This window comes from Glycomyces tarimensis, assembly GCF_054776215.1.
Map to the genome: position 1 here is coordinate 181,076 of NZ_BAAHCB010000002.1, position 19,821 is coordinate 200,896.

At 71.0% G+C, this 19,821-nt stretch carries 20 protein-coding genes; 6 read left to right on the forward strand and 14 right to left on the reverse strand.

What is annotated here, in order from left to right; genetic code table 11:
• Positions 1-39: 39 nt before the first annotated feature.
• From ACYVK3_RS02925 to ACYVK3_RS02935, 3 genes are all read right to left on the reverse strand, one after another.
• On the reverse strand, positions 40-1,161 hold the full coding sequence (locus ACYVK3_RS02925; RefSeq protein ID WP_460495755.1) for a GuaB3 family IMP dehydrogenase-related protein: 1,122 nt from the start codon (positions 1,159-1,161) through the stop codon (positions 40-42).
• 26 nt (positions 1,162-1,187) lie between these two features.
• Entirely contained in the window at positions 1,188-2,678 is a 1,491-nt protein-coding gene (gene guaB / locus ACYVK3_RS02930) for an IMP dehydrogenase (RefSeq protein ID WP_460495925.1), read from the reverse strand.
• A gap of 171 nt (positions 2,679-2,849) precedes the next feature.
• Complete coding sequence (locus ACYVK3_RS02935) at positions 2,850-3,014, reverse strand: hypothetical protein (protein WP_460495756.1); 165 nt, start codon at positions 3,012-3,014, stop codon at positions 2,850-2,852.
• A 122-nt stretch (positions 3,015-3,136) separates the two neighbouring features.
• Here ACYVK3_RS02935 and ACYVK3_RS02940 point away from each other — a divergent pair, with 122 nt between their 5' ends.
• Entirely contained in the window at positions 3,137-3,517 is a 381-nt protein-coding gene (locus ACYVK3_RS02940; protein WP_460495757.1) for a DUF5319 family protein, read from the forward strand.
• On the forward strand, positions 3,514-4,653 hold the full coding sequence (locus ACYVK3_RS02945; protein ID WP_460495758.1) for an amidase: 1,140 nt from the start codon (positions 3,514-3,516) through the stop codon (positions 4,651-4,653). The genes ACYVK3_RS02940 and ACYVK3_RS02945 overlap by 4 nt, the downstream gene beginning before the upstream one ends.
• Here ACYVK3_RS02945 and ACYVK3_RS02950 read toward each other — a convergent pair.
• A complete protein-coding gene (locus ACYVK3_RS02950; protein ID WP_460495759.1) occupies positions 4,636-5,256 on the reverse strand; it encodes a helix-turn-helix transcriptional regulator in 621 nt (206 codons plus the stop codon). The two genes, ACYVK3_RS02945 and ACYVK3_RS02950, sit on opposite strands and share 18 nt — an antisense overlap.
• A 191-nt stretch (positions 5,257-5,447) precedes the next feature.
• On the opposite strand from ACYVK3_RS02950, the gene ACYVK3_RS02955 reads away from it, so the two are divergent.
• Positions 5,448-7,187, forward strand: coding sequence for a P-loop domain-containing protein (locus tag ACYVK3_RS02955; protein WP_460495760.1), 1,740 nt, complete (start codon positions 5,448-5,450; stop codon positions 7,185-7,187).
• A 211-nt stretch (positions 7,188-7,398) separates the two neighbouring features.
• Here the strand turns inward: ACYVK3_RS02955 and groL are convergent, their stop codons facing one another.
• Together groL and groES are read right to left on the reverse strand one after the other, a co-directional pair.
• Positions 7,399-9,045: a chaperonin GroEL gene (gene groL / locus ACYVK3_RS02960; RefSeq protein WP_460495762.1), complete on the reverse strand. Its 1,647-nt coding sequence runs from the start codon at positions 9,043-9,045 to the stop codon at positions 7,399-7,401.
• A 70-nt stretch (positions 9,046-9,115) separates the two neighbouring features.
• Entirely contained in the window at positions 9,116-9,415 is a 300-nt protein-coding gene (gene groES, locus ACYVK3_RS02965; protein ID WP_026924764.1) for a co-chaperone GroES, read from the reverse strand.
• Positions 9,416-9,644: 229 nt separating this feature from the next.
• Here groES and ACYVK3_RS02970 point away from each other — a divergent pair, with 229 nt between their 5' ends.
• On the forward strand, positions 9,645-10,829 hold the full coding sequence (locus ACYVK3_RS02970) for a class I SAM-dependent methyltransferase (protein WP_460495763.1): 1,185 nt from the start codon (positions 9,645-9,647) through the stop codon (positions 10,827-10,829).
• A gap of 194 nt (positions 10,830-11,023) precedes the next feature.
• Here the strand turns inward: ACYVK3_RS02970 and ACYVK3_RS02975 are convergent, their stop codons facing one another.
• Positions 11,024-11,413: a Rid family hydrolase gene (locus tag ACYVK3_RS02975; RefSeq protein WP_460495764.1), complete on the reverse strand. Its 390-nt coding sequence runs from the start codon at positions 11,411-11,413 to the stop codon at positions 11,024-11,026.
• A gap of 137 nt (positions 11,414-11,550) precedes the next feature.
• Between ACYVK3_RS02975 and ACYVK3_RS02980 the strand changes: the two genes are divergently transcribed.
• Complete coding sequence (locus ACYVK3_RS02980) at positions 11,551-11,991, forward strand: DoxX family protein (protein WP_460495765.1); 441 nt, start codon at positions 11,551-11,553, stop codon at positions 11,989-11,991.
• Here ACYVK3_RS02980 and purE read toward each other — a convergent pair.
• From purE to ACYVK3_RS02995, 3 genes are all read right to left on the reverse strand, one after another.
• Complete coding sequence (gene purE / locus ACYVK3_RS02985) at positions 11,988-12,506, reverse strand: 5-(carboxyamino)imidazole ribonucleotide mutase (protein ID WP_460495766.1); 519 nt, start codon at positions 12,504-12,506, stop codon at positions 11,988-11,990. The two genes, ACYVK3_RS02980 and purE, sit on opposite strands and share 4 nt — an antisense overlap.
• Before the next feature lie 46 nt (positions 12,507-12,552).
• On the reverse strand, positions 12,553-13,683 hold the full coding sequence (locus ACYVK3_RS02990; protein WP_460495767.1) for a 5-(carboxyamino)imidazole ribonucleotide synthase: 1,131 nt from the start codon (positions 13,681-13,683) through the stop codon (positions 12,553-12,555).
• Between the two features lie 73 nt (positions 13,684-13,756).
• The gene (locus ACYVK3_RS02995; protein WP_460495768.1) at positions 13,757-14,008 is read right to left on the reverse strand and encodes a helix-turn-helix domain-containing protein; all 252 of its coding nucleotides are present in this window, start codon (positions 14,006-14,008) and stop codon (positions 13,757-13,759) included.
• Between the two features lie 53 nt (positions 14,009-14,061).
• On the opposite strand from ACYVK3_RS02995, the gene map reads away from it, so the two are divergent.
• Positions 14,062-14,835 carry a type I methionyl aminopeptidase gene (gene map / locus ACYVK3_RS03000; protein WP_460495769.1) on the forward strand — a complete coding sequence of 258 codons (774 nt, stop codon included), beginning with the start codon at positions 14,062-14,064 and terminating at the stop codon, positions 14,833-14,835.
• A 1-nt stretch (position 14,836) separates the two neighbouring features.
• Here the strand turns inward: map and ACYVK3_RS03005 are convergent, their stop codons facing one another.
• The 4 genes from ACYVK3_RS03005 to ACYVK3_RS03020 all read right to left on the reverse strand — a co-directional run bounded on the left by ACYVK3_RS03005 (position 14,837) and on the right by ACYVK3_RS03020 (position 19,797).
• Positions 14,837-15,466: a GNAT family N-acetyltransferase gene (locus tag ACYVK3_RS03005; protein ID WP_460495770.1), complete on the reverse strand. Its 630-nt coding sequence runs from the start codon at positions 15,464-15,466 to the stop codon at positions 14,837-14,839.
• Positions 15,467-15,503: 37 nt separating this feature from the next.
• Entirely contained in the window at positions 15,504-16,742 is a 1,239-nt protein-coding gene (locus ACYVK3_RS03010; protein WP_460495771.1) for a molybdopterin molybdotransferase MoeA, read from the reverse strand.
• Positions 16,743-16,803: 61 nt separating this feature from the next.
• Positions 16,804-17,694, reverse strand: coding sequence for a UTP--glucose-1-phosphate uridylyltransferase (locus ACYVK3_RS03015; protein ID WP_460495772.1), 891 nt, complete (start codon positions 17,692-17,694; stop codon positions 16,804-16,806).
• Between the two features lie 60 nt (positions 17,695-17,754).
• Positions 17,755-19,797, reverse strand: a complete 2,043-nt coding sequence (locus ACYVK3_RS03020) for a diguanylate cyclase (protein WP_460495773.1) — start codon at positions 19,795-19,797, stop codon at positions 17,755-17,757.
• Positions 19,798-19,821 lie beyond the last annotated feature (24 nt).

Below are 19,821 nucleotides of genomic sequence, written 5' to 3' on the forward strand. Positions count from 1 at the left end.
GGTCGGCGGGACCCGCGTTCGCGTTCGCGTTCGTTGACGCTAGGTGGTGACCAGGCCGGCCTTCTGGAATTCCTTGACACCCGTGTAACCGGTCTTGGCCATGGCGCGGCGCAGGCCCCCGAAGAGGTTCTGGCTGCCGTCCGAGGAGGTCGACGGCCCGTACAGGATCGCCTCCAGATCGGGCACCTCGATGTCGCCGGCGTCGCCCTGGCGGAAGCGTCCGCGCGGCAGCTTCGGGTGCGAGGCCGCCGAGTGCCACCACGCGCCCGCCGCCGGCGACTCGGCCGCGTCCGCGAGGATCGAGCCGAGCATGACCGCGTCCGCGCCGCACGCGATCGCCTTCGCGATCGAGCCGGAGTCGGTGATCTCCCCGTCGGCGATCAGGTGGACATAGCGCCCGCCGGTCTCGTCGAGGTAGTCGCGCCTGGCGGCGGCGGCCTCCACGATCGCCGAGGCCATCGGCACATCGATGCCCAGGACGGTGTCGGTGGTCGACCAGTCGTCGGAGCCGACGCCCACGATGACGCCGGCCGCGCCGGTGCGCATCAGGTGCATCGCGGTCTTGTAGTTCGTCGCCCCGCCGACCACGACCGGCACGTCCAGGTCCGCGATGAACTGCTTGAGGTTGAGGACGTCGCCGTTGCTGGAGACGTGCTCGGCCGACACGATCGTGCCCTGGATGACCAGCACGTCCACCCCGGCCTCGACCGCGAGCGGCGCCAGCTCCTGGGTGTGCTGCGGGCTCACCCGCACCGCGGTGGTGACGCCGCCGGCGCGGATCTCCGTGATCCGCTCGGCGATGAGCTCGGGCTTCACCGGCTCGGCGTACATCTCCTGGAGCCGCTCGATCGCCGTCTCGGCGGGCGTCTCCTCGAGTTCCTTGAGCAGCGACGTCGGGTCGACGTAGCGGCACCAGAGCCCTTCGGCGTTCAGCACGCCGAGGCCGCCGAGGCGCCCCATCTCGATGACCGAGGCCGGGCTCATCGTCGCGTCCGACGGGTGCCCGACCGCCGGGATCTCGAACCGGTAGGCGTCCATCTGCCATTCGGTCGAGACGTCGTCGATGTCTCGGGTACGTCGGCTCGGCACGAGCGCCACTTCGGACAGCCGCCAGCCTCGCGCCACGATCTTGCCGGGGCCGATCTCGACCAATTCCCGCACAGGTCCTCCTCCTACCGAGTTCCCGACTACCGAGTGTGGTAGTTGGGCGCTTCCACAGTCATCTGGATGTCGTGCGGGTGGCTCTCCTTGAGTCCCGCAGCGGTGATCCTCACCAGACGCCCGCGCTCATGCATCGCCTCGATCGTACCGGCACCGGTGTAGCCCATCGCGATCCGCAGGCCCCCTACCAGCTGATAGACCACCTGTGCGAGAGTCCCTCGATAGGGCACCTGGCCCTCGACGCCCTCGGGCACGAGCTTGTCGTTCGTCTCGACCGCGTCCTGGAAGTACCGGTCCTTCGAGTACGACTTCGCCTGGCCGCGCGTCTGCATCGCGCCGAGCGAGCCCATGCCCCGGTAGGACTTGAACTGCTTGCCGTTCATGTAGATCAGCTCGCCGGGGCTCTCGGCGCAGCCGGCGAACAACTGGCCCATCATGACCGTCGAGGCGCCGGCGACGATCGCCTTGGCGATGTCGCCGGAGTACTGGATGCCGCCGTCGGCGATGACCGGCACGCCGCGCTCCTTGGCGACGCGGACGGTGTCCATGATCGCCGAGACCTGCGGCGCGCCGACACCGGCGACGACGCGGGTGGTGCAGATGGCGCCGGGGCCGACGCCGACCTTGACGCCGTCGCAGCCGGCGTCGATGAGCGCGGCCGCGGCCTCGGCGGTGACGATGTTGCCGCCGACGATGTCGACCCGGTCGCCGAAGTCCTTGGAGATCGACGCGATCATGTCGATCACGCCGCGCGAATGCCCGTGCGAGGAGTCGATGACCAGCAGGTCGACGCCCGCCTCGACGAGCTGCCCGGCGCGCGCGTACTGCTCCTCGCCGACGCCGATCGCCGCGCCGACGCGCAGCCGCCCGGAGTCGTCCTTGGTCGAGTTCGGGAACTCCTCGCGCTTGGCGAAGTCCTTGACGGTGATCAGGCCCCGCAGGTGCCCGGTCTCGTCGACGATCGGGAGCTTCTCGATCTTGTTCCGCTTGAGCAGCTCGAGCGCCTCGTCGGAGGAGACGCCCTCCTGCGCCGTCACGAGGTCGCGGCTCGTCATGACGTCGGCGACCTTGACGGACTGGTCGGATTCGAACCGCATGTCGCGGTTGGTGACGATGCCCACGAGCAGGCCCTCGTCGTCGACGACGGGCAGGCCGGAGATGCGGTAGCGCCCGCACAGCTTGTCGACCTGTTCGAGCGTGTCACGGGGCGAACAGGTGACCGGGTCGGCCACCATGCCGGACTCGGACCGCTTGACGAGGTCGACCTGCTGGGCCTGCTCCTCGGCGGGCATGTTGCGGTGCAGGATGCCCAGGCCGCCGAGGCGGGCCATGGCGATCGCCATGCGGGCCTCGGTGACGGTGTCCATCGCACCGGTCAGCAGCGGCACCGAGAGGCGGATGTTGCGCGTGATGTTCGAGGACGTGTCCACCTCCGCGGGAACCACGTCCGATTCACCGGGCAGCAGCAGCACGTCGTCGTAGGTCAAGCCGAGCGGGATGCCGCCGGTCGCGCCCATCGGCACCGTGGTGCCTCCGACGCGGACTCCGGTCGATCCCTCGGCTCCTTGAATCCCAAAATCCCCTGAGAACGCCATGGGCCAATGGTAGTGGGGTTACCGGTGTCTCCCGACGTCGCACACCGCGTCCGAAGGTGTGATTCGCGGCGGGGCCGGCCCCGCCGCGCCCGTCTACTCGAAGAGGTCCCCGGCTTCCTCGGCGACCGTGTCCCACGCCTCGGACGCCTCCGCGGTGACGTCCTCGAAGATCTCGACGGCCTCCTCGGGCAGCGCCTCGACGGCGTCCATGCCGGCGTCGAAGACCGCGTCCTGCGCGTCATCGATGAAGTCGTCCATCGGTGCCTCCTGCTATAGGTCAATGTGCCTGCGGCTCATATTAGAGCGTTCGGTCAATGATCACGGTCCGCCGAGAGGCGCTACCGGGTGGTGAACAGGCGTTCGGGCGATAGGCTGGAGGGGTGCATGAGGAGCCTCGCGACCCGTTCGCCGACGATCCCGACCACACGGACGCGTCCATGCTGTTCGAGCCGGAACTGGACGACGCCGACCGCGCCGACCTCTTGGAGGATCTGCACGAACTCGAGCTGTTCGAGAAGGTCCTGCAGCCCCTCGGGTTCCGCGGCGTCGTCGTCGACTGCGCCGACTGCGACGAATCCCACTACTTCACGTGGGGGCTGCTGATGTCGAACCTGCGCGGACTGCTCCAGGAGAACAGCGCCCAGGTCCACGAGCCCGCCTACGACCCGGACCCGGCGCACTACGTCACCTGGGACTACGCCCGCGGGTTCTCGGACTGCTGGCTCAGGACCCACGGCGGCGCCGAAGGCACCGGCCAGTGACCGGCCCGTTCGTCGGCTGGGTGACCCTCCGGGAACCCGACTTCACGCTGACCGGACCGCTGTCGGGCCTGCGCCTGGCCGTCAAGGACGTGTTCGACGTCGCCGGGATGCCGACCGGCGCGGGCAATCCGCGCTGGCTGGAGACGCACGACGTTCCCCAGGACGACTCGGTGGCCGTCGCACGCCTGCGCCGGGCCGGCGCGAGCGTCGTCGGCAAGACCATCACCGACGAGCTGGCCTGGAGCATCAACGGCACGAACGCCCACTACGGCGCGCCCGACAACCCGGTGGGACCCGGCCGGATGCCCGGCGGCTCGTCGTCGGGCTCGGCCTCCGCGGTGGCGCTCGGACTCGCCGACATCGGGCTCGGCACCGACACCGGCGGCTCGATCCGGGTCCCCGCCTCGTACTGCGGCCTGTTCGGCCTGCGCCCCACCCACGGCCGCGTCCCGCTCGACGGCGTCGTGCCGCTGGCGCCGTCGTTCGACACCGCCGGCGTGCTCGCCAGGGACGCCTGGACGCTGCGCGCGGCGATGGAGGCGCTGTTCGACGCCCCGAACGACCCGGCCGCGATCACGCGCCTGCTCGCTCCCCGAGACATCTGGGACACAGTGGAACCGGCGGTCGCCGAGGCGCTGCTGCCCGCCGTCGAGCGCTTCGGGCTCAAGGTCGACCGCGAGCCGCTGTTCGACGACCCCGAGGAACTCGCGCGGGCGAGGACCGACTACGGAGTGCTCCAGCCGCTCGAGGCGAACGCGATCCACCGGGCGTGGATCGAGGCCGCCGAGCCCGAGTTCGGTCCGGGCGTCGCGCGCCGGTTCGCCTTCGCCGCCACGGTGACCGACGCGATGGCCGAGGCCGCGTCCCGCCACCGCGAACGGGTCGCCGGCCTGCTGGCCGAACGCTTGGATGACGGCGCCGCACTCGCGCTGCCGGCCGCGCCCGGTCCCGCACCGAAGCTCGGCGCCGAGCCCGATCGCGAGGCCATCATGCGCCTGACGTGTCTCGCCGGCCTCTCCCGCGCTCCTGCCGTCGCCCTGCCGGTGGGCGACGTCGCGGGTCTGCCGGTGGCTCTCCAGCTCGTCGCCGCTCCCGGGGGCGACGAGGCGCTGCTGGAACTAGCAGACCAGGCCTGAGCGGAACGCCTCGGCGACGGCGTGGGCCCGGTCGCGGGCGCCGAGCTTCTTGAACATGCGCCGCGCGTGGGTCTTGACGGTGTCCTCGGAGACGAACAGTTCCCTGCCGATCTCGGCGTTCGACTTGCCCTCGCTCATGCCGCGCAGCACCTGGAGTTCGCGCTCGGTCAGTTTCATGCCCGCGAGCCTCGAGCGCTGGCGCGGCACGGACTCGGTGGTGCGCACGAGGGCGGGCGAGGCGAACATGATGGCCTGGGCGAGCGCGACGAGCAGGTCGTCGCAGTTGTTGGAGGGCGTGCGGATGACACCCCGGGCGCCCGCGGCGACGACCATCGCGGCGGTGCGGGGGTCCGCCGCGCCCGACAGGAGGACGCCGGTCCGAGGGGACCGGGCTCGGACGGTCTTGGTGAACTTGACGGGATCGGGGGCGGCGAGCCCGACGTCGACGAGCACGACGTCGACCTGGCGCCTGCCGAGCTCGACGAAGAGCTCGGTGGAGCCCTCGACGGTCTTGACCGCCTGGGCCAGGCCCATTCGGGTCGCGCAGGCCGAGATCTTCTGCCCCGCTTGAGGAGTCTTAACACAGACCAGTACGGTTCTCACTTTGTTCTACCTTTCACTGCGGAAGGCCGAGCGTGTCTCTTAGACGGAGAACGCAGCTCTCCCACCGCCATGACGCGACTTGGCGCAGATTTTTTCGAGTGACTTTTCGAGGTTTCCGGGATGAGGTGTGGGCGCATACTGTTCGGGCTCGGATCCCCGACGACCTCGCCCCCCGGTGGGAGACTGAGCACATGACACAGCGAAGAGGCGGACAGCGGCACCGCAGGGCCGAGTCCCGCACGATTGATGATCATGATTCATATCCACCTCGCCATGACCTGTCTAACGAACTAACGGGCCTGGAGGGTGCGAGTTACGGCCGATATAAATCGTTGCGTGGCAAATGGCGGACATCCGGTGCGGTACTGGACATCGTGAAAGTGCAGTCCGACCCGTTCGCACCGCCGAGCCGCGTCGCGCTGGCCTTCGATCCCGAGCAGGCCGACCTGGAGGCGGAGTGGTTCGCCTCCGAGGCGCGCCGGCGCGCGATCGCGGCGATGCTCGCGAAGCGGCTGCGCGGGGCGTGCGGCACCAGGGATCTGCGGATCGACGCCGGCGGGCAGGAGATCCTGCGCCGGTCCTCGTGCGAGGTCGGGCCGGACGGCTCGGTCGTCTTCCGGCTCGGCGCCCAGTTCCCCGGGCGCGGCAGGCGCATCGACGGCAGGGGCGCGGCCCGGCTGCTGTGCGAGACGCTGCCCGACGCCGCCGACGAAGCGCTCGATGTGAGCGAAGACGAAGCCGCGCAGTGGGTCCGCGGCGCCGACGACACCGAGGCACTGCGCCGCCAGGTCGCCGAGCGCGGCCTGGTGGCGTTCGTCGCCGACGGCGCGATCCTGCCGCGCCGCTCGGGCGTCGACGACCGGCCGATGGCCGGCGGCGTGCCGTTCGCCTCGCCGGAGTCGCTGGCCGTCCACTTCGACCTGCCGCACGCCGGCCGGGTTCGGGGCATGGGCGTCAGCCCGGGCGTGACCTTGATCGTCGGCGGCGGCTTCCACGGCAAGTCGACGCTGCTGCGCGCCTTGGAGGCCGGCGTGTGGGACCACGTGCCCGGCGACGGGCGCGAACTCGTCGTCGCCGACGCGTCCGCGGTGAAGATCCGCGCCGAGGACGGCCGGGCCGCGACCGGCGTCGACGTGCACGCCTTCGTCGACCATCTGCCCTCCGGCGACGACACGCGGCACTTCACGACCGAGAACGCCTCGGGCTCGACCTCGCAGGCCGCCTCGATCGTCGAGGCGCTCGAAGCGGGCTCGCGGCTGCTGCTCATCGACGAGGACACCGCGGCGACGAACCTGATGATCCGCGACGCGCGCATGCAGGAGCTCGTCGCCAAGGACCGCGAGCCGCTCACGCCGCTGGTGGACCTCATCCGGTCGATGGCCGACGACCACGGGGTGAGCACCGTACTCGTCATGGGCGGCTCGGGCGACTACATGGACGTCGCCGACCGGGTCGTCATGATGGACGCCTACCGCCCCGAGGACGTCACGGCCAGGGCGAAGGCATTGGCGGGCAAGCCGACCGGTCGCGTGGCCGAGGCCGACGCGTTCGCGATGCCGCGCCCGCGCGTCATCGGTCCGGACTCGGTGTCCTCCGAGTCCCGCGGCAAACAGAAGATCCGCGCCGGCGGCACCGACTCGCTGCGGTTCGGGGACTCGGACGTGGACGTGCGCGCGGTCGAGCAGATCACCGACCAGTCCATGACCGCCGGCATCGGACTGGCGATCGAGGCGGCGAAGCGGCGGGGATGGATCGACGGGGAGGCCACGGTCTCCGAAGTGATGGACCGGCTCGACGAGGCGCTCGAGGCCGACGGCGTGGCCGAGCTGCTGCGCGTCAGGAACGTCGATCTGGCTCTCCCGCGGCGCCACGAGGTGGCCGCGGCGCTGAACCGTATGCGGGCGTTGCGGATTCACCACTACGGCGAATGAGGCCCGTGCCGCTTGACCGCTCGCGGGCCGTGCCGAGGAGGGGACGAAAAGTGCCTTCGCGGCTCCGATCCCCAAAGGCCGCGAAGGCACTTGAACTCTATCGGGTTCCCGACAGTCACGCGAGGAACTGTCGGGATGTTGACACTAGCGGGTTGGCGACGGCAACAGGGCCGCCGACGGCGTCGGCGGCCCTGCGACACGTGCGATGGAGCTAGAAGCCCGGTCCGTGCTGGTGCGAGTGCCCGTGGCCGTGCGAGTGGCCGTGGCCGTGCTCGTCCTCCTCGTCCTCGGGCTTGTCGACGATCGTCACCTCGGTCGTCAGCAGCATGCCCACGATCGAGCCGGCGTTCAGCAGCGCGTTGCGCGTCACCTTCACCGGGTCGATGATGCCGGCCGCCACCAGGTCCTCGTACTCGCCGGTGAGGGCGTTCCAGCCCTCGCGAGTACCGCGGTTCTCGACGGCCTCGACGATCACGTCGCCGCGGGCGCCGGAGTTGACCGCGATGCGGCGCAGCGGCTCACCGAGCGAGTCGGCGACGATCTTGACGCCCACGCGGGCCTCGGGGTCGTCGAGGTCGATCTTCTCCAGCGCCGAGGCGGCGTGGACGAGAGCCGCGCCGCCGCCGGCGACGATGCCCTCCTCGACCGCGGCCTTGGTCGCCGAGACGGCGTCCTCGATGCGGTGCTTGCGCTCCTTGGCCTCCACCTCGGTGGCCGCGCCGACCTGGATCACGGCGACGCCGCCGGACAGCTTGGCCAGGCGCTCCTCGAGCTTCTCGCGGTCCCACGAGGAGTCGGTCTGCTCGGCCTGCTTCTTGATCTGCGAGATCCGGGCGTCGACGTCCTCGCGGGAGCCGGCGCCGTCCACGATCGTCGTGGCGTCCTTGTCGATCGTGACGCGCCGGGCCGAGCCCAGGTGCGACAGGTCGGCCGACTTCAGGTCGAGGCCGATCTCCGAGGAGATCACCTCGGCGCCGGTCAGCGCCGCGATGTCGCCCAGGATCGCCTTGCGGCGGTCGCCGAACGCCGGGGCCTTGACCGCGCACGCCTTCAGGGTGCCGCGCAGCACGTTCACCGTCAGCGTGGCCAGGGCCTGGCCGTCGACGTCCTCGGCGATGATCAGCAGCGGCTTGGAGGCCTCGATGACCTTCTCCAGCACCGGCAGCAGGTCCTCGATCGAGGAGATCTTGCTGTTGGCGATGAGGATGTACGGGTCCTCGAAGACCGTCTGGCGCGACTCCTGGTCGTTGATGAAGTTCGGCGAGATGAAGCCCTTGTCGAACTGCATGCCCTCGGTGACCTCGAGCACGGTCTCCAGGCCGGAGCCGTCCTCGATCGAGATGACGCCGTCGACGCCGACGGTGTCCATCGCCTTCGCGATGAGCTCGCCGATCTCCGGGTCCTGCGCCGAGATCGACGCGACCTGGGCGATGTTCTCGTGGTCGGAGATGTCGACGGCCTGGTTGAGCAGCTCGGCGGAGACGGCCTGCGTGGCCACCTCGATGCCCTTGCGGATCGCCACGGGGTTGCCCCCGGCGGCGATGGCCTTGATGCCGGCCCGGCTCATCTTCTGGGCCAGGACGGTGGCGGTGGTGGTGCCGTCGCCGGCGACGTCGTTCGTCTTGGTGGCGACCTCCTTGACCAGCTGTGCGCCGAGATTGGCGTACGGGTCCTTGAGGTCGATCTCCTTGGCGATGGTGACGCCGTCGTTGGTGATGATCGGCGCTCCGAAGGAGCGCTCGAGGACCACGTTGCGGCCCTTCGGGCCCAGCGTGACCTTCACGGTGTCGGCAAGCTCGTCGATGCCGCGCAGCAGTTCGCCGCGCGCGTCCTCGGCGAAGTTCAGAATCTTCGACATGGAATTCCCTTCCTCGGTCGAGCGGAGTACACGAAAGGGCCCCTACACGAGGGAGGGGCCCCGGGCGTCGTTACTGCTCGACGACCGCGAGCACGTCGCGGGACGACAGAACGAGGTATTCCTCGCCGGCGTACTTGACCTCGGTACCGCCGTACTTGGAGTAGATGACCACGTCGCCGACGTTGACGTCGACGGGGATGCGGTTGCCCTTGTCATCGAAGGTGCCAGGACCGACGGCCAGGACGGTGCCCTCCTGGGGCTTCTCCTTGGCGGTGTCGGGGATGACGATGCCGGAAGCAGTGGTGGTCTCAGCCTCATTGGCCTGGACGACGATGCGGTCGCCCAGCGGCCGGATAGCAGCCTTGCTCACTTGGTCTTCTCCTCATGTGTCAGTTGCGGTAAACCGCCACGACAGCGCGGGTCTCGTCGTCGCGGGTGCCGAGGCACCGGCCCGTGGCTACTGGCACTCTCCCGTGGGGAGTGCCAATCCGATGCTAACACTTAGCAATCTCGGTCTGCGAGTGCTAAGGCAGAGGAAAGTTCGCGCAGGTGGGGGCGTCAATGTCGAGGCGCCGCCCGGATGAGGAATCATTGGTTTCGTGGATACCAGCCTGCTCGCCGCATTGCAAACCGACCCCGCACTCCAGCGGCGCGCGGCCGAAGCGCTCGAGCAGCACGGGGACCGGGCGGCGCTGCGGCTGCGCGACGCCGGCACCGGCCCGGAGCTGGCGGCCGCGGCGCTGACCCTGGCGGATCTGCGGCGGCAGGCGAAGGGCAAGTTCGGCGAGCGGGCCGGGCGCATGTACTTCACCAGGCCGGGTCTGGAGCAGGCCACGCGATGGCCGGTGGCCGAGCGGAGGGCGGCCAGGTTCGCGGCGGGCGCGGGCCGGGTGACGGACCTGTGCTGCGGGATCGGAACCGACGCGCTGGCGTTCGCGGAGGCGGGCCTCGAGGTGGAGGCTGTCGACGCGAGCGAGGAGACGGCCGCGGTGGCGAGGGCGAACGCGGCGGCGCTGGGTCTGGACGTCGCGGTGCGGGTGGGCGACGCACTGGAGGCCGGCCTCGGTGATGCGGTGTTCGCAGACCCGGCCAGGCGGGTCAGTGCGGCTCAGTCGGCGAGGCGGGGCGGCTCGACGCGGTCGTTCAACCCGGCGGCGTACTCGCCGCCGCTGGACGCGCTGCTGGGGCGCCTGGAGGGGGCCCGGTTCGCGGCGGTGAAGCTGGGGCCGGGCATCAAGCACGAGTGGGTGGACCGGGAGGGCGCCGAGGCCGAATGGGTCTCGGTGGACCGGGACGTGGTGGAGGCGTGCCTGTGGCTGGGACAGGCCGCGGAGGCGCGGCGGAGGGCCAGCGTGCGCAAGGAGGGCGTGTGGCACGAGATGACCGGCTCGGGCACGGACCGGGCGGAGACGGGCGAGGTGGCCCAGTACCTGTACGAGCCGGACGGGGCCGTGATGCGGGCCGGCCTGGTGGCCGAGCTGGCCGACGAGCTGGGCGCGCACACCGGGCACGAGGACATCGCGTACCTGTACGGCGATGACCTGCACCCGACGCCGTTCGCGAGGGCGTGGCGGGTCCGTGAGGTCTGGCCGCTGCATCCGAAGAAGCTCAAGACGCTGCTGGCGGAGCGAAAGATCGGCCGGCTGACGATCAAGCAGCGGGGAACGGGCATTGTCCCGGCGGATCTGAGAAAGCGGCTGAAGCTGCAAGGCCCGGAGGAAGCGACGCTCGTGGCGACCCGCCTGGGCGAGCGCCACGTGGCGATCCTCTGCGACGAGGCCTGAGAGCGTTCCGCCCCCGGTTCCTCGGCGCGCCCACGATTCGATTGCTCGAGTCGGGTCCGTGTGTCGCGGCAGCGGTCGAGCCGTTCATGCCAGACTGCCTCTTTCGCCGCTGCGTGGCTCCCGTTCCGGATCGGTCCGCACCTCCCGCTGAGAACGCTCATCCGGAAACGCCCAGTGTCGCGTTGCCGACACGTCTACTTCAGGCGGGCGGTGAGGTCCACTTCCACCAGCTGGTCCCGGTAGCCGAGGGCGGCCACGCCGACCACGGTGCTCGCGGACTTGAAGGCCGGCCCCAGGTCCGTCGCCTCGGCGAGGCGGTGCCAGGCGTCCCCTACCGTCTTGCTGTCGTCGCTCACCACGTAGACCACCGAGCGGACCACGTCCCGGGGCCCTGCCCCGACCGACGCCAGCGCGGCCACGGCGTTCGCGGCCACCTGGTCGATCTGGCGGTCGAGGTCGCCCACGCCCACCACTCGCTGATCCCCGTCGACCGGGCACTGCCCGGCCAGGTAGGCGATCCTTCCCGGCTCGGCGATGGTCACGTGCTCGTACCCGCCGGTGGGGTGCAGTTCCTCTGCTGACATGTCCCGAGGCTATCGACGGCTCGCCTCGGCGCCAAGCGGATTAAGGCCGCGGTACAGGCCGCCGCAATCCGTCTTGACGGTGTCAAGATTGGGAGCTAGCCTTCGCTTGTCACTGTCAAGATCAAAGGAGGCCGTTCATGGCACCGCTCATCGCGCTCATCGCGGGGACCACCGCCGCCCGCCTCGCGGGTTTCCTCGGCGTCGGGCACTTCGACTCGTGGCCGAACTCGGTCGGCCTCGGCGTGGCGGCGATGTTCCTGCTCACGGGCATCGTCCACTTCGTGCCGAGCTTCCGCTCGTGGATGATCGCCATGGTCCCGCCGCGGCTGCCGGCGCCGGCGATGCTCGTCACCGTCACCGGCGTCCTCGAGCTGGCGGGCGCGGTCGGCGTGCTCGTCCCGGCCACGTCGACCGCCGCCGGAATCGGCCTCGCGCTGCTGCTCGTCGCGATGTTCCCCGCGAACGTCCACGCCGCGAGGAACGGCGTTCCCATGCGGGGCAGGCCGGCCACGCCGCTGCCGCCGCGCACCGCCCAGCAGGTCCTCTACATCGCCGCCGCGCTGATCGCGGCGCTCTAGCCCTCGGGGTGGCTCAGCTTGTAGCGCAGGTTCGAGTCCTTTTCGGACACCATGCGTTCCATGTCCACCTGGAAGTTCGACATCCGCTCCCGCAGCGCCTCGTCGGTGGCCGCCAGGATGCGCACGGCCAGCAGGCCCGCGTTCCGCGCGCCGCCGATCGAGACGGTCGCGACGGGGACCCCGGCGGGCATCTGGACGATCGACAGCAGCGAGTCCATGCCGTCGAGGTGCCTCAGCGGCACGGGGACGCCGATGACGGGCAGGGGCGTCGAGGAGGCGACCATGCCGGGCAGGTGCGCCGCGCCGCCGGCGCCGGCGATGATCACCTGGAGGCCCCGGGACGCGGCCGAGTCGGCGTAGGAGAGCATGCCGTGCGGGGTCCGGTGCGCCGAGACGACCCGCACCTCGAAGGGGACCGCGAAGTCCGCGAGCGCGGTGGTCGCGGCCTCCATTGTGGGCCAGTCGGAGTCCGACCCCATGATCACGCCGACGCGGGCGCGTTTCTGCTCAGCCATGGCCACAGCCTACTGGTCCCGCTCGGCGGGGCCTGCGAGCCGTGATTCAGCCCCGCTCGAGCCACTTCGCGGCTCGCATGGCGCGGGAGCGCAGGTCGTCCACGTCGTCGCCGCGCACGGTCACGTGTCCGATCTTGCGGCCGGGCCGGACCGCCTTGCCGTACAGGTGGACGTGCGCGCCGGGGTCCTCGGCGAGGAGGTGCTGGAGCCGCTCGTCCAGGCGCGGGCCGCCCGCCTCGCCGCCGAGGACGTTGGCCATCACCGTCACCGGCGCGGTGAGCGCGGTGGAGCCGAGCGGGTAGTCGAGCACGGCCCGCAGGTGCTGCTCGAACTGCGAGGTCTCGGCGCCCTCGATGGTCCAGTGGCCGGAGTTGTGGGCCCGCATCGCCAGCTCGTTGACGAACAGGCCGGCGGAGGTCTGGAACAGCTCCACGGCGAGCATCCCGCACACGTCGAGCTCCTCGGCGATCGTGCGGGCGATGTCGGCGGCCGCGGCGGCCGTCGCCGGGTCGAGGTTCGGGGCCGGGGCGACGACCTCGGTGCAGATGCCGCCGCGCTGGACGGTCTCCACGATCGGGTACACGGCCGTCTCGCCGCGCGGGGATCGCGCGATCTGGACCGCCAGTTCGCGCTGGAGCGCCATGCGCTCTTCGGCGATGAGCCGGATGCCCGAGGCGAGGACGTCCTGGGCGTCGCCGGGCCTGTCGACCATCCACACGCCCTTGCCGTCGTAGCCGCCGGTCGCGGCCTTGAGCACGCACGGCAGGCCGAAGGACTCGACGTCGGAGATCGAGCCGACCGCGCGCCACCGGGGCTGCGGGAGGCCGAGCTTGCCGACGCGCTCGCGCATGGCCTGCTTGTCCTGGGCGAACAGGAGGGCCTCGGGCCTGGGCTGGACGTCGACGCCGTCTTCGACGAGGGTGCGCAGCGCCTCTTGGGGGACGTGCTCGTGGTCGAAGGTGACGACGGTGGCGCCGTCCGCGAAGGCGCGCAGGTCCTCGACGTCGCGGAAGTCGCCGAGGCGGACGTCGGCGGCGACGGCCGCGGCGCTCTCGGCGGGGTCGGCGGCGAGCACGCGCAGGCTCTGGCCCAGGGCGATCGCCGCCTGGTGGGTCATGCGGGCGAGCTGCCCCGCGCCGATCATGCCTACTGTCGGGAGTTGGGTCGCGGCATCCACGGCCAGAGCCTAACCCGTGCCCCGCCTGGAGCCGGAGCGATCGGCGCCGCTCGTGACCTGCGTCGTGGGCGGATCATCGGACGTTTATGGTGTCGGGGCCGACCAGATCGTCGGCCGAGATGCCGAGGGCGCGGCACAGCGACATGATGGTGAAGAACGTGGGCGTGGCGATGCGCCCGGTCTCGATCTTGCGCAGTGTTTCCGGGGAGATGCCGGCCTCGGCGGCGACGGCGGCGGGGCTCCGCGAACCTCGTGCCGCGCGCAGCGCCCGACCGAGCGCGCGCCCGCGCTCGTGATCGTCGGGTGTCAGCGGCGGTCGAATCATACCGGTATTATAGTACCGGTATACAAATACCTCCCACTGTTGAAGGGCCCTTCATGATCGAGCTGTACTCGCCCGCGGAGATCGAGCGGATGCGGCCCGCCGGCCGCTTCGTCGCGCGGACCCTCACCGAGCTCGCCGCGGTCGCCGACGTCGGCGTCAACCTCCTCGAGCTCGACGAGCTGGCCGCCCGGCGCATCAAGGAGGCCGGCGCGGTCTCCTGCTACATCGACTACCACCCGTCCTTCGGCGCCCGTCCCTTCGGGAAGGTGCTGTGCACCTCGGTCAACGACGCGGTCCTGCACGGCCTCCCGCACGACTACAAGCTGCGCGACGGCGACCTGCTCAGCCTCGACTTCGCCGTCAACGTCGACGGCTGGGTCGCCGACTCGGCGCTGAGCGTCGTGGTCGGCACGCCGCGCGAAGAGGACCTGAAGCTCATCGACACCGCCACTCGGGCCCTGGAGGCCGGGATCGCCGCCGCCACGCCGGACCACAAGATCGGCGACATCTCGGCGGCCATCGCGGCAGTGGCTCGGTCAGAGGGGCTGCTCATCAACACCGACTTCGGCGGGCACGGCGTCGGACGCGAAATGCACGGCGATCCGCACATCGCCAACGACGGACGGCCCGGGCGCGGCATGCGGCTGAGGCCCGGCCTGGTCATCGCCATCGAGCCGTGGTTCCTCCACTCCACCGACAAGATCCGCTACGACGCCGACGGGTGGACGCTGCGCAGCGCCGACGGCTCGCGCGGCGCGCACATGGAGCACACCATCGCGGTCACCGAAGGCGAGCCGATCATCCTGACCGACCGCTCCGCACTGTGAGCTAGTGGTTCGACCCGGCGCGGCGCAGACGCTCCATGCGGTCGATCATGCGCTCGGTGGCGATCTCCTCGGCGGTGACGGCGTAGCCGTAGTGGTCGCGCCAGCCGCCGTCGATGTAGAGGTACCGCTTGTGCAGGCCCTCCCGGCGCAGCCCGAGCTTCTCGGCGATCCGGTTCGACGGGCCGTTCTCGGGCCGGATGTTCACCTCGATGCGGTGCAGCCGCCCCACCGTCAGGGCATGGTCGATGACGATGGCCAGGGCGGTGGCCGTGATGCCCTTGCCGGCGTGTCCGCGGTCGATCCAGTAGCCGGCGTACGCCGAGCCGAAGGCGCGGCGCACGATGTTGCCGACGGTCAGGCCGCCGACGAGGTCGCCCTTCCAGCACACGGCGAGCGGCCAGCTCGTGCCGTCCTTGACCGAGCGCTTGAGCCCGCGCAGCATCGAGCGGAACGCGGCCGGAGAGTGGGCCTCGTACCAGGTGGTGCCGGTGCCGGGCTCCCAAGGGGCGAGCCAGGCCTCGTTCGAGCGGCGCAGGTCCGACCAGCGTCCCGCGTCGCTGCGGCGGAACGGTCTCACGCTCACGTCGCCGTGGCTGAGCGTCACCGGCCAGCCGGGGTTGGAAAGGGTCATCTAATTCGATCCAAAAGCTGTGCGTGTAGGCAAGATGTCATCGGTTTCGGTCGAGCAGCAGCACGTCTACGGTGGACCCGGCGGGCACCCGGGTGGCGTTCTCGCCGATCGTCATCAACCCCGTCGATTCGGCGAGTCCGGAAAGCGTGTAGGAGGTCGAGCCCAACGGGGCCACCGTGTAGCCGCCGCCGCGCCGCTCGGCCACGCGGACCGGACGGAACTCTCGCAATCCGTTCGGTGAGGATACGGGCTCGGTGAGGTTGGCCCGCACGCTGGGCCGGAACACGGGCTCCGCGCCGGCGAGCCGCTGGATGAGGGGGCGGGCGATCGTCTCGAACGCGATCATCGCCGAGACGGGGTCGCCGGGCAGGCACACGATGGGGACCTCCTCGGGCCCGATCGTGCCGAAACCCATGGTCTCGCACAGGTAGACGGCGACCGGATCGAAGGAGACCGCGCCGTCGCGGGAGAGGGTGCGGCGCACCATGTCGCCGGGGCCGGTGCCGGTGCCGCCGGTGGTGATGACGAGGTCGGCGCGGAGGATCTGGTCGTCGAGGACGGTGCGCAGCGCGTCGGGCTCGTCGTCGCAGATGCCGACGCGGTAGGCGTGGGCGCCGGCCTCGGAGGCGGCGGCGGTGACCAGGTGGGAGTTGACGTCGATGAGCTGGCCCGGCTGGGACGGCCGGCCGGTGTCGACCAGTTCGTCGCCGGTGGCGATGACGACGACCCTCGGGGTGGGCCGGACGACGACGTCGGCGACGCCGGCGGCCGCGAGCAGGCCGATGAGCTGGGGAGTGATGCGCCGCCCCTCGTGGGCGAGGATCTCCCCGGAGGCCCGCTCCGAACCCAGGCGGCGCACGCCGTGGCCGCGCCGCGGGACCTGCCGGACCTCGACGGTGGCCATGCCCTCGTCGGTCCAGGCCATGGGCACCACGATGTCGGCGCCGACCGGGAGCGGCGCCCCGGCGGCCACCGAGAAGCAGGTGCCCTTGACGAGGCGGACGGGGCGCCACGACGAGGCCGCCAGGTCGCCGAGGACCTTGAGGCCGACCCCGCGTTCGGGACTGGCCCCGGCGAGGTCCTCGGCGGCGGCGGCGTAACCGTCGATCGCGGCGTAGTCGAACGCCGGCAGCGGCCCGGGCGTGGTGACGTCCTCGGCGAGGACCGACCCGGTGGAGCGGGTCATGTCGATGTCGGTGGGCGGCAGGGGGCGGACCAAGGCCAGCGCCTTTGACAGGAAATCCGCTAGTGGCGTAGCTTCGCCGCTCCCCTTCACTCCTCAACCCCCCGTTTGTCGAGTCCCCACCGGTATCGCACGCTGCTGAACTGCGCAGTCGCTAGTCCAGTGTCGCACTGAATTCGCGGAGCCAGGCGTTGAAGCCTGGCAAGTCGTCGCGCTGGCTGGCGAGTTCCACCAGCGTCTGGAGGTAGGGCACGGGCTGGCCGGTGTCGAAACGCCGACCGCGGAAGATCACGCCGTGGACGGGGGTCCCGTTGGCGCGCATGGTGTCCATGGCGTCGGTGAGTTGGATCTCGCCGCCGCTGCCGGGCTCGGTCTGGTCGATGACACCGAAGATGGCGCCCGGCAGGACGTAGCGCCCGATGAGGCTGAGGTTCGACGGTGCGTCCTCCACAGACGGCTTCTCGACCAGGCCGGTGACCTCCACGACGTCGGCGTCGCCGGTCGGCGCGACCGAGGCGATGCCCCAGCGGGAGACGTCCTCCTCGGGGACCTCCATGAGGGCCAGGACGATGCCGCCGGTCTCCGCCTGGAGGTCCATCATGCGCGGCAGGAGCTGGTCGTCGAGGTCGCAGAACTCGTCGCCGAGGAGGACCGCGAAGGGCTCGTCGCCGACGTGCGCGGAGGCGCGCCCGACGGCGTGGCCGAGGCCGAGTGCGCGGCCCTGGCGGATCGCGGTGATCTCGGCGATGCGCTCGGGGGCGCGGATGGCCTCGATGAGGTCGTGCTTGCCCTTGGCGGTCAGCGCCTCTTCGAGGTCGGGCCGGACGTCGAAGTAGTCGACGATCGAGTCCTTGCCGCGGGCGGTGACCAGGACGACGTCCTCGGCTCCGGCGGAGGCGGCCTCTTCCACGATGTACTCGAGGACCGGCTTGTCGACGATCGGCAGGAGTTCCTTCGGAACGGCCTTGGTGACGGGGAGGAATCGAGTGGCGTTGCCTGCAGCGGGAATGACGGCCTTGGTGGCGCGACGCGTGGTTTCAGACATAGGGCGAGCGTATCGTGACCACGTACAGTCAGATGTTCGCCACCCGGCTACCAGGCATGGCTACGCGACGGCGATCCGCCAGGTGTCCCGACCCGCCGCCTTGGCGGCGTACAGCGCTTCGTCCGCCGCGGCCATCGCCTCGGCGGCGGTCTCGGCGTGCTCGCCGAGGACCGCGATGCCCACCGAGACGGTGACGTGCAGCTCCAGTCCGCCGTCGGCGTCGTTGACCTTGAACGGGCGTCCGCTGACGGCCTTGCCGAGGCGTTCGGCCACGACCGCGGCCCCGTCGGCGTCGGTCTCGGGCAGCAGCACCATGAACTCCTCGCCGCCGTGGCGGAACGCCAGGTCGACCTCGCGGATCTGCCCGGTGATGCGCCGCGACAGCTCGACGAGCACCTGGTCGCCGACGGGGTGCCCGTAGCTGTCGTTGACGGCCTTGAACAAGTCGAGGTCGATCGCCAGCAGCGCCGAGTGCCGCCGGTAGCGGCGGACGCGCTCGGCCTCGCGGCGCAGCGAGGTCTGCATGAAGCGGTAGTTCCACAGGCCGGTGAGCGGATCGGTCAGGCTCAGGCGCTGGGCCTGGCGGTGCAGCAGGACGTTCTCGACGGCGACGGCGGCCTGCCCGGCGAAGGTCTTCAGCGTCTCGACGTCGCCCTCCTCGAAGTCCTGCCCGGCGATCCGGTCGTAGAGCACCAGGACGCCGAGGATGGCCTGCTCGCCGGGCACGGGTTCCTCGTCGCTCCAGGCGCGCCTCGCGCCCGGGTGCTCCGGGTCGAGCAGTCGGCGACCGCCGCTGAGCTCGGGCTCGGCGGGCCGACGCACGCCGCTGAGCTCAGGCTCCACGGACGGACGCCCGCTGAACGGCACGGCGATGATCGTCTGCGCGTCCGGCTCGGTCTCGGTGCGCCGCCAGCTGCCGAACTTGCCGTCGTAGACGCGCCCGTGCGCGGGCATGCCGGTGGCGGCGATCGCCCCGATGATGCCCTCGCCGACGAGGACCGTCGCCGCCTCGTCCAGACCGAGCTCGCCCTCCCCGGCGCGTTGCCTGAGCCGGTCGGGCTCGTCGACGTCGACCAGCACGATGAGACCGGCCTCGGCGTTCGTGGCGACCATCGCGGTGTCGAGGATGACCTCCAGGATCCGGTCGAGGTCGAGCGTGGCCGTGAGCGTCTGTCCGATGCGCCCGAGCTGGCCGCGCATCTGGTCGCGAGAGGCGGTCAACGCCTGCACGTACGCCTGCGTCTGAGCGGTCATGCGGTTGAACGTGAGCGCGAGCTGCGCGACCTCGTCGCGGCCGTGGACGGGCACGCGCGCGTCCAGGTCGCCGTCGCTGACGCGCTCGGCCGCGGCCGACAGCTCGGCGAGGGGCCGCGTCGTCGAACGCGAGAGCCACGCGGCCAGGCCCATCGCGCACACCGCCGAAGCGGCCACCATCGCGGCGAGCGTCCAGTACATGGGGGTGATGTCCGTGGAGGCGGTGCCGATGCGCAGCGGCAGGAACGCGTCGGTGAAGACCCACTGACCCGCGTCGACGCCGCCGGCGGACAGCAGCCGACCGCGCCCGTCCTGAAGGATCAGGTCGGCGTCGGCGGCGCTGGCGAGCGAGGCGAGGAAGTCCCGGTCGATCACGCGGAAGGCGGTGAACACGGACGTGGTGCCGTCGGTGTTCTCGACGAGGGCCTGGGCGCCGAGGGCGACGATCGGCTCGCCGGCGCCGTGGACGACATCGCCGCCGCAGTCGATCCAGGCGCCTGCGGGAGCCTGGGCCCCCACCCCGGTGCCGGGCGTGTCGCCGGCCTGGTCGATACCGGCGAAGACGACGCCGTCGACGACGGCCCGGTCGACGACGAGGCGGGCCATCTCGACGCCGTTCTCGGTGCCGCCGCTACGGTGATTGAGGGCCACCGCGGCCGCGGAGGCCTGGATTCGTTCGCAGATCGTGCCGAGGGTGGAATCGACCATGACGACCGCCGAGTCCGCCAGCGCCGAGCCGCGGGAGTCCGCGAGATGGGACATGATGGCAGCAACGAACACGGCCCCCACCAGGACCGGCCCGAGCACGACGACGAGGAACGCCGTGGTGAGCCGTGAGCGCAGCGACACCGAAGCCCCCTCAAGTTCACTCCC

Coding starts and splice junctions, on each gene's coding strand:
- guaB (WP_460495925.1), bottom strand. CDS start 2,678: ATGGGCGCGACCGGCGGCATCCCGCTCGGCTTGACCTACGACGACGTG.
- ACYVK3_RS02935 (WP_460495756.1), bottom strand. CDS start 3,014: ATGGACGACTTCATCGATGACGCGCAGGACGCGGTCTTCGACGCCGGC.
- ACYVK3_RS02955 (WP_460495760.1), top strand. CDS start 5,448: ATGACACAGCGAAGAGGCGGACAGCGGCACCGCAGGGCCGAGTCCCGC.
- groL (WP_460495762.1), bottom strand. CDS start 9,045: ATGTCGAAGATTCTGAACTTCGCCGAGGACGCGCGCGGCGAACTGCTG.
- ACYVK3_RS02975 (WP_460495764.1), bottom strand. CDS start 11,413: ATGTCAGCAGAGGAACTGCACCCCACCGGCGGGTACGAGCACGTGACC.
- ACYVK3_RS02980 (WP_460495765.1), top strand. CDS start 11,551: ATGGCACCGCTCATCGCGCTCATCGCGGGGACCACCGCCGCCCGCCTC.
- purE (WP_460495766.1), bottom strand. CDS start 12,506: ATGGCTGAGCAGAAACGCGCCCGCGTCGGCGTGATCATGGGGTCGGAC.
- ACYVK3_RS02995 (WP_460495768.1), bottom strand. CDS start 14,008: ATGATTCGACCGCCGCTGACACCCGACGATCACGAGCGCGGGCGCGCG.
- map (WP_460495769.1), top strand. CDS start 14,062: ATGATCGAGCTGTACTCGCCCGCGGAGATCGAGCGGATGCGGCCCGCC.
- ACYVK3_RS03005 (WP_460495770.1), bottom strand. CDS start 15,466: ATGACCCTTTCCAACCCCGGCTGGCCGGTGACGCTCAGCCACGGCGAC.
- ACYVK3_RS03015 (WP_460495772.1), bottom strand. CDS start 17,694: ATGTCTGAAACCACGCGTCGCGCCACCAAGGCCGTCATTCCCGCTGCA.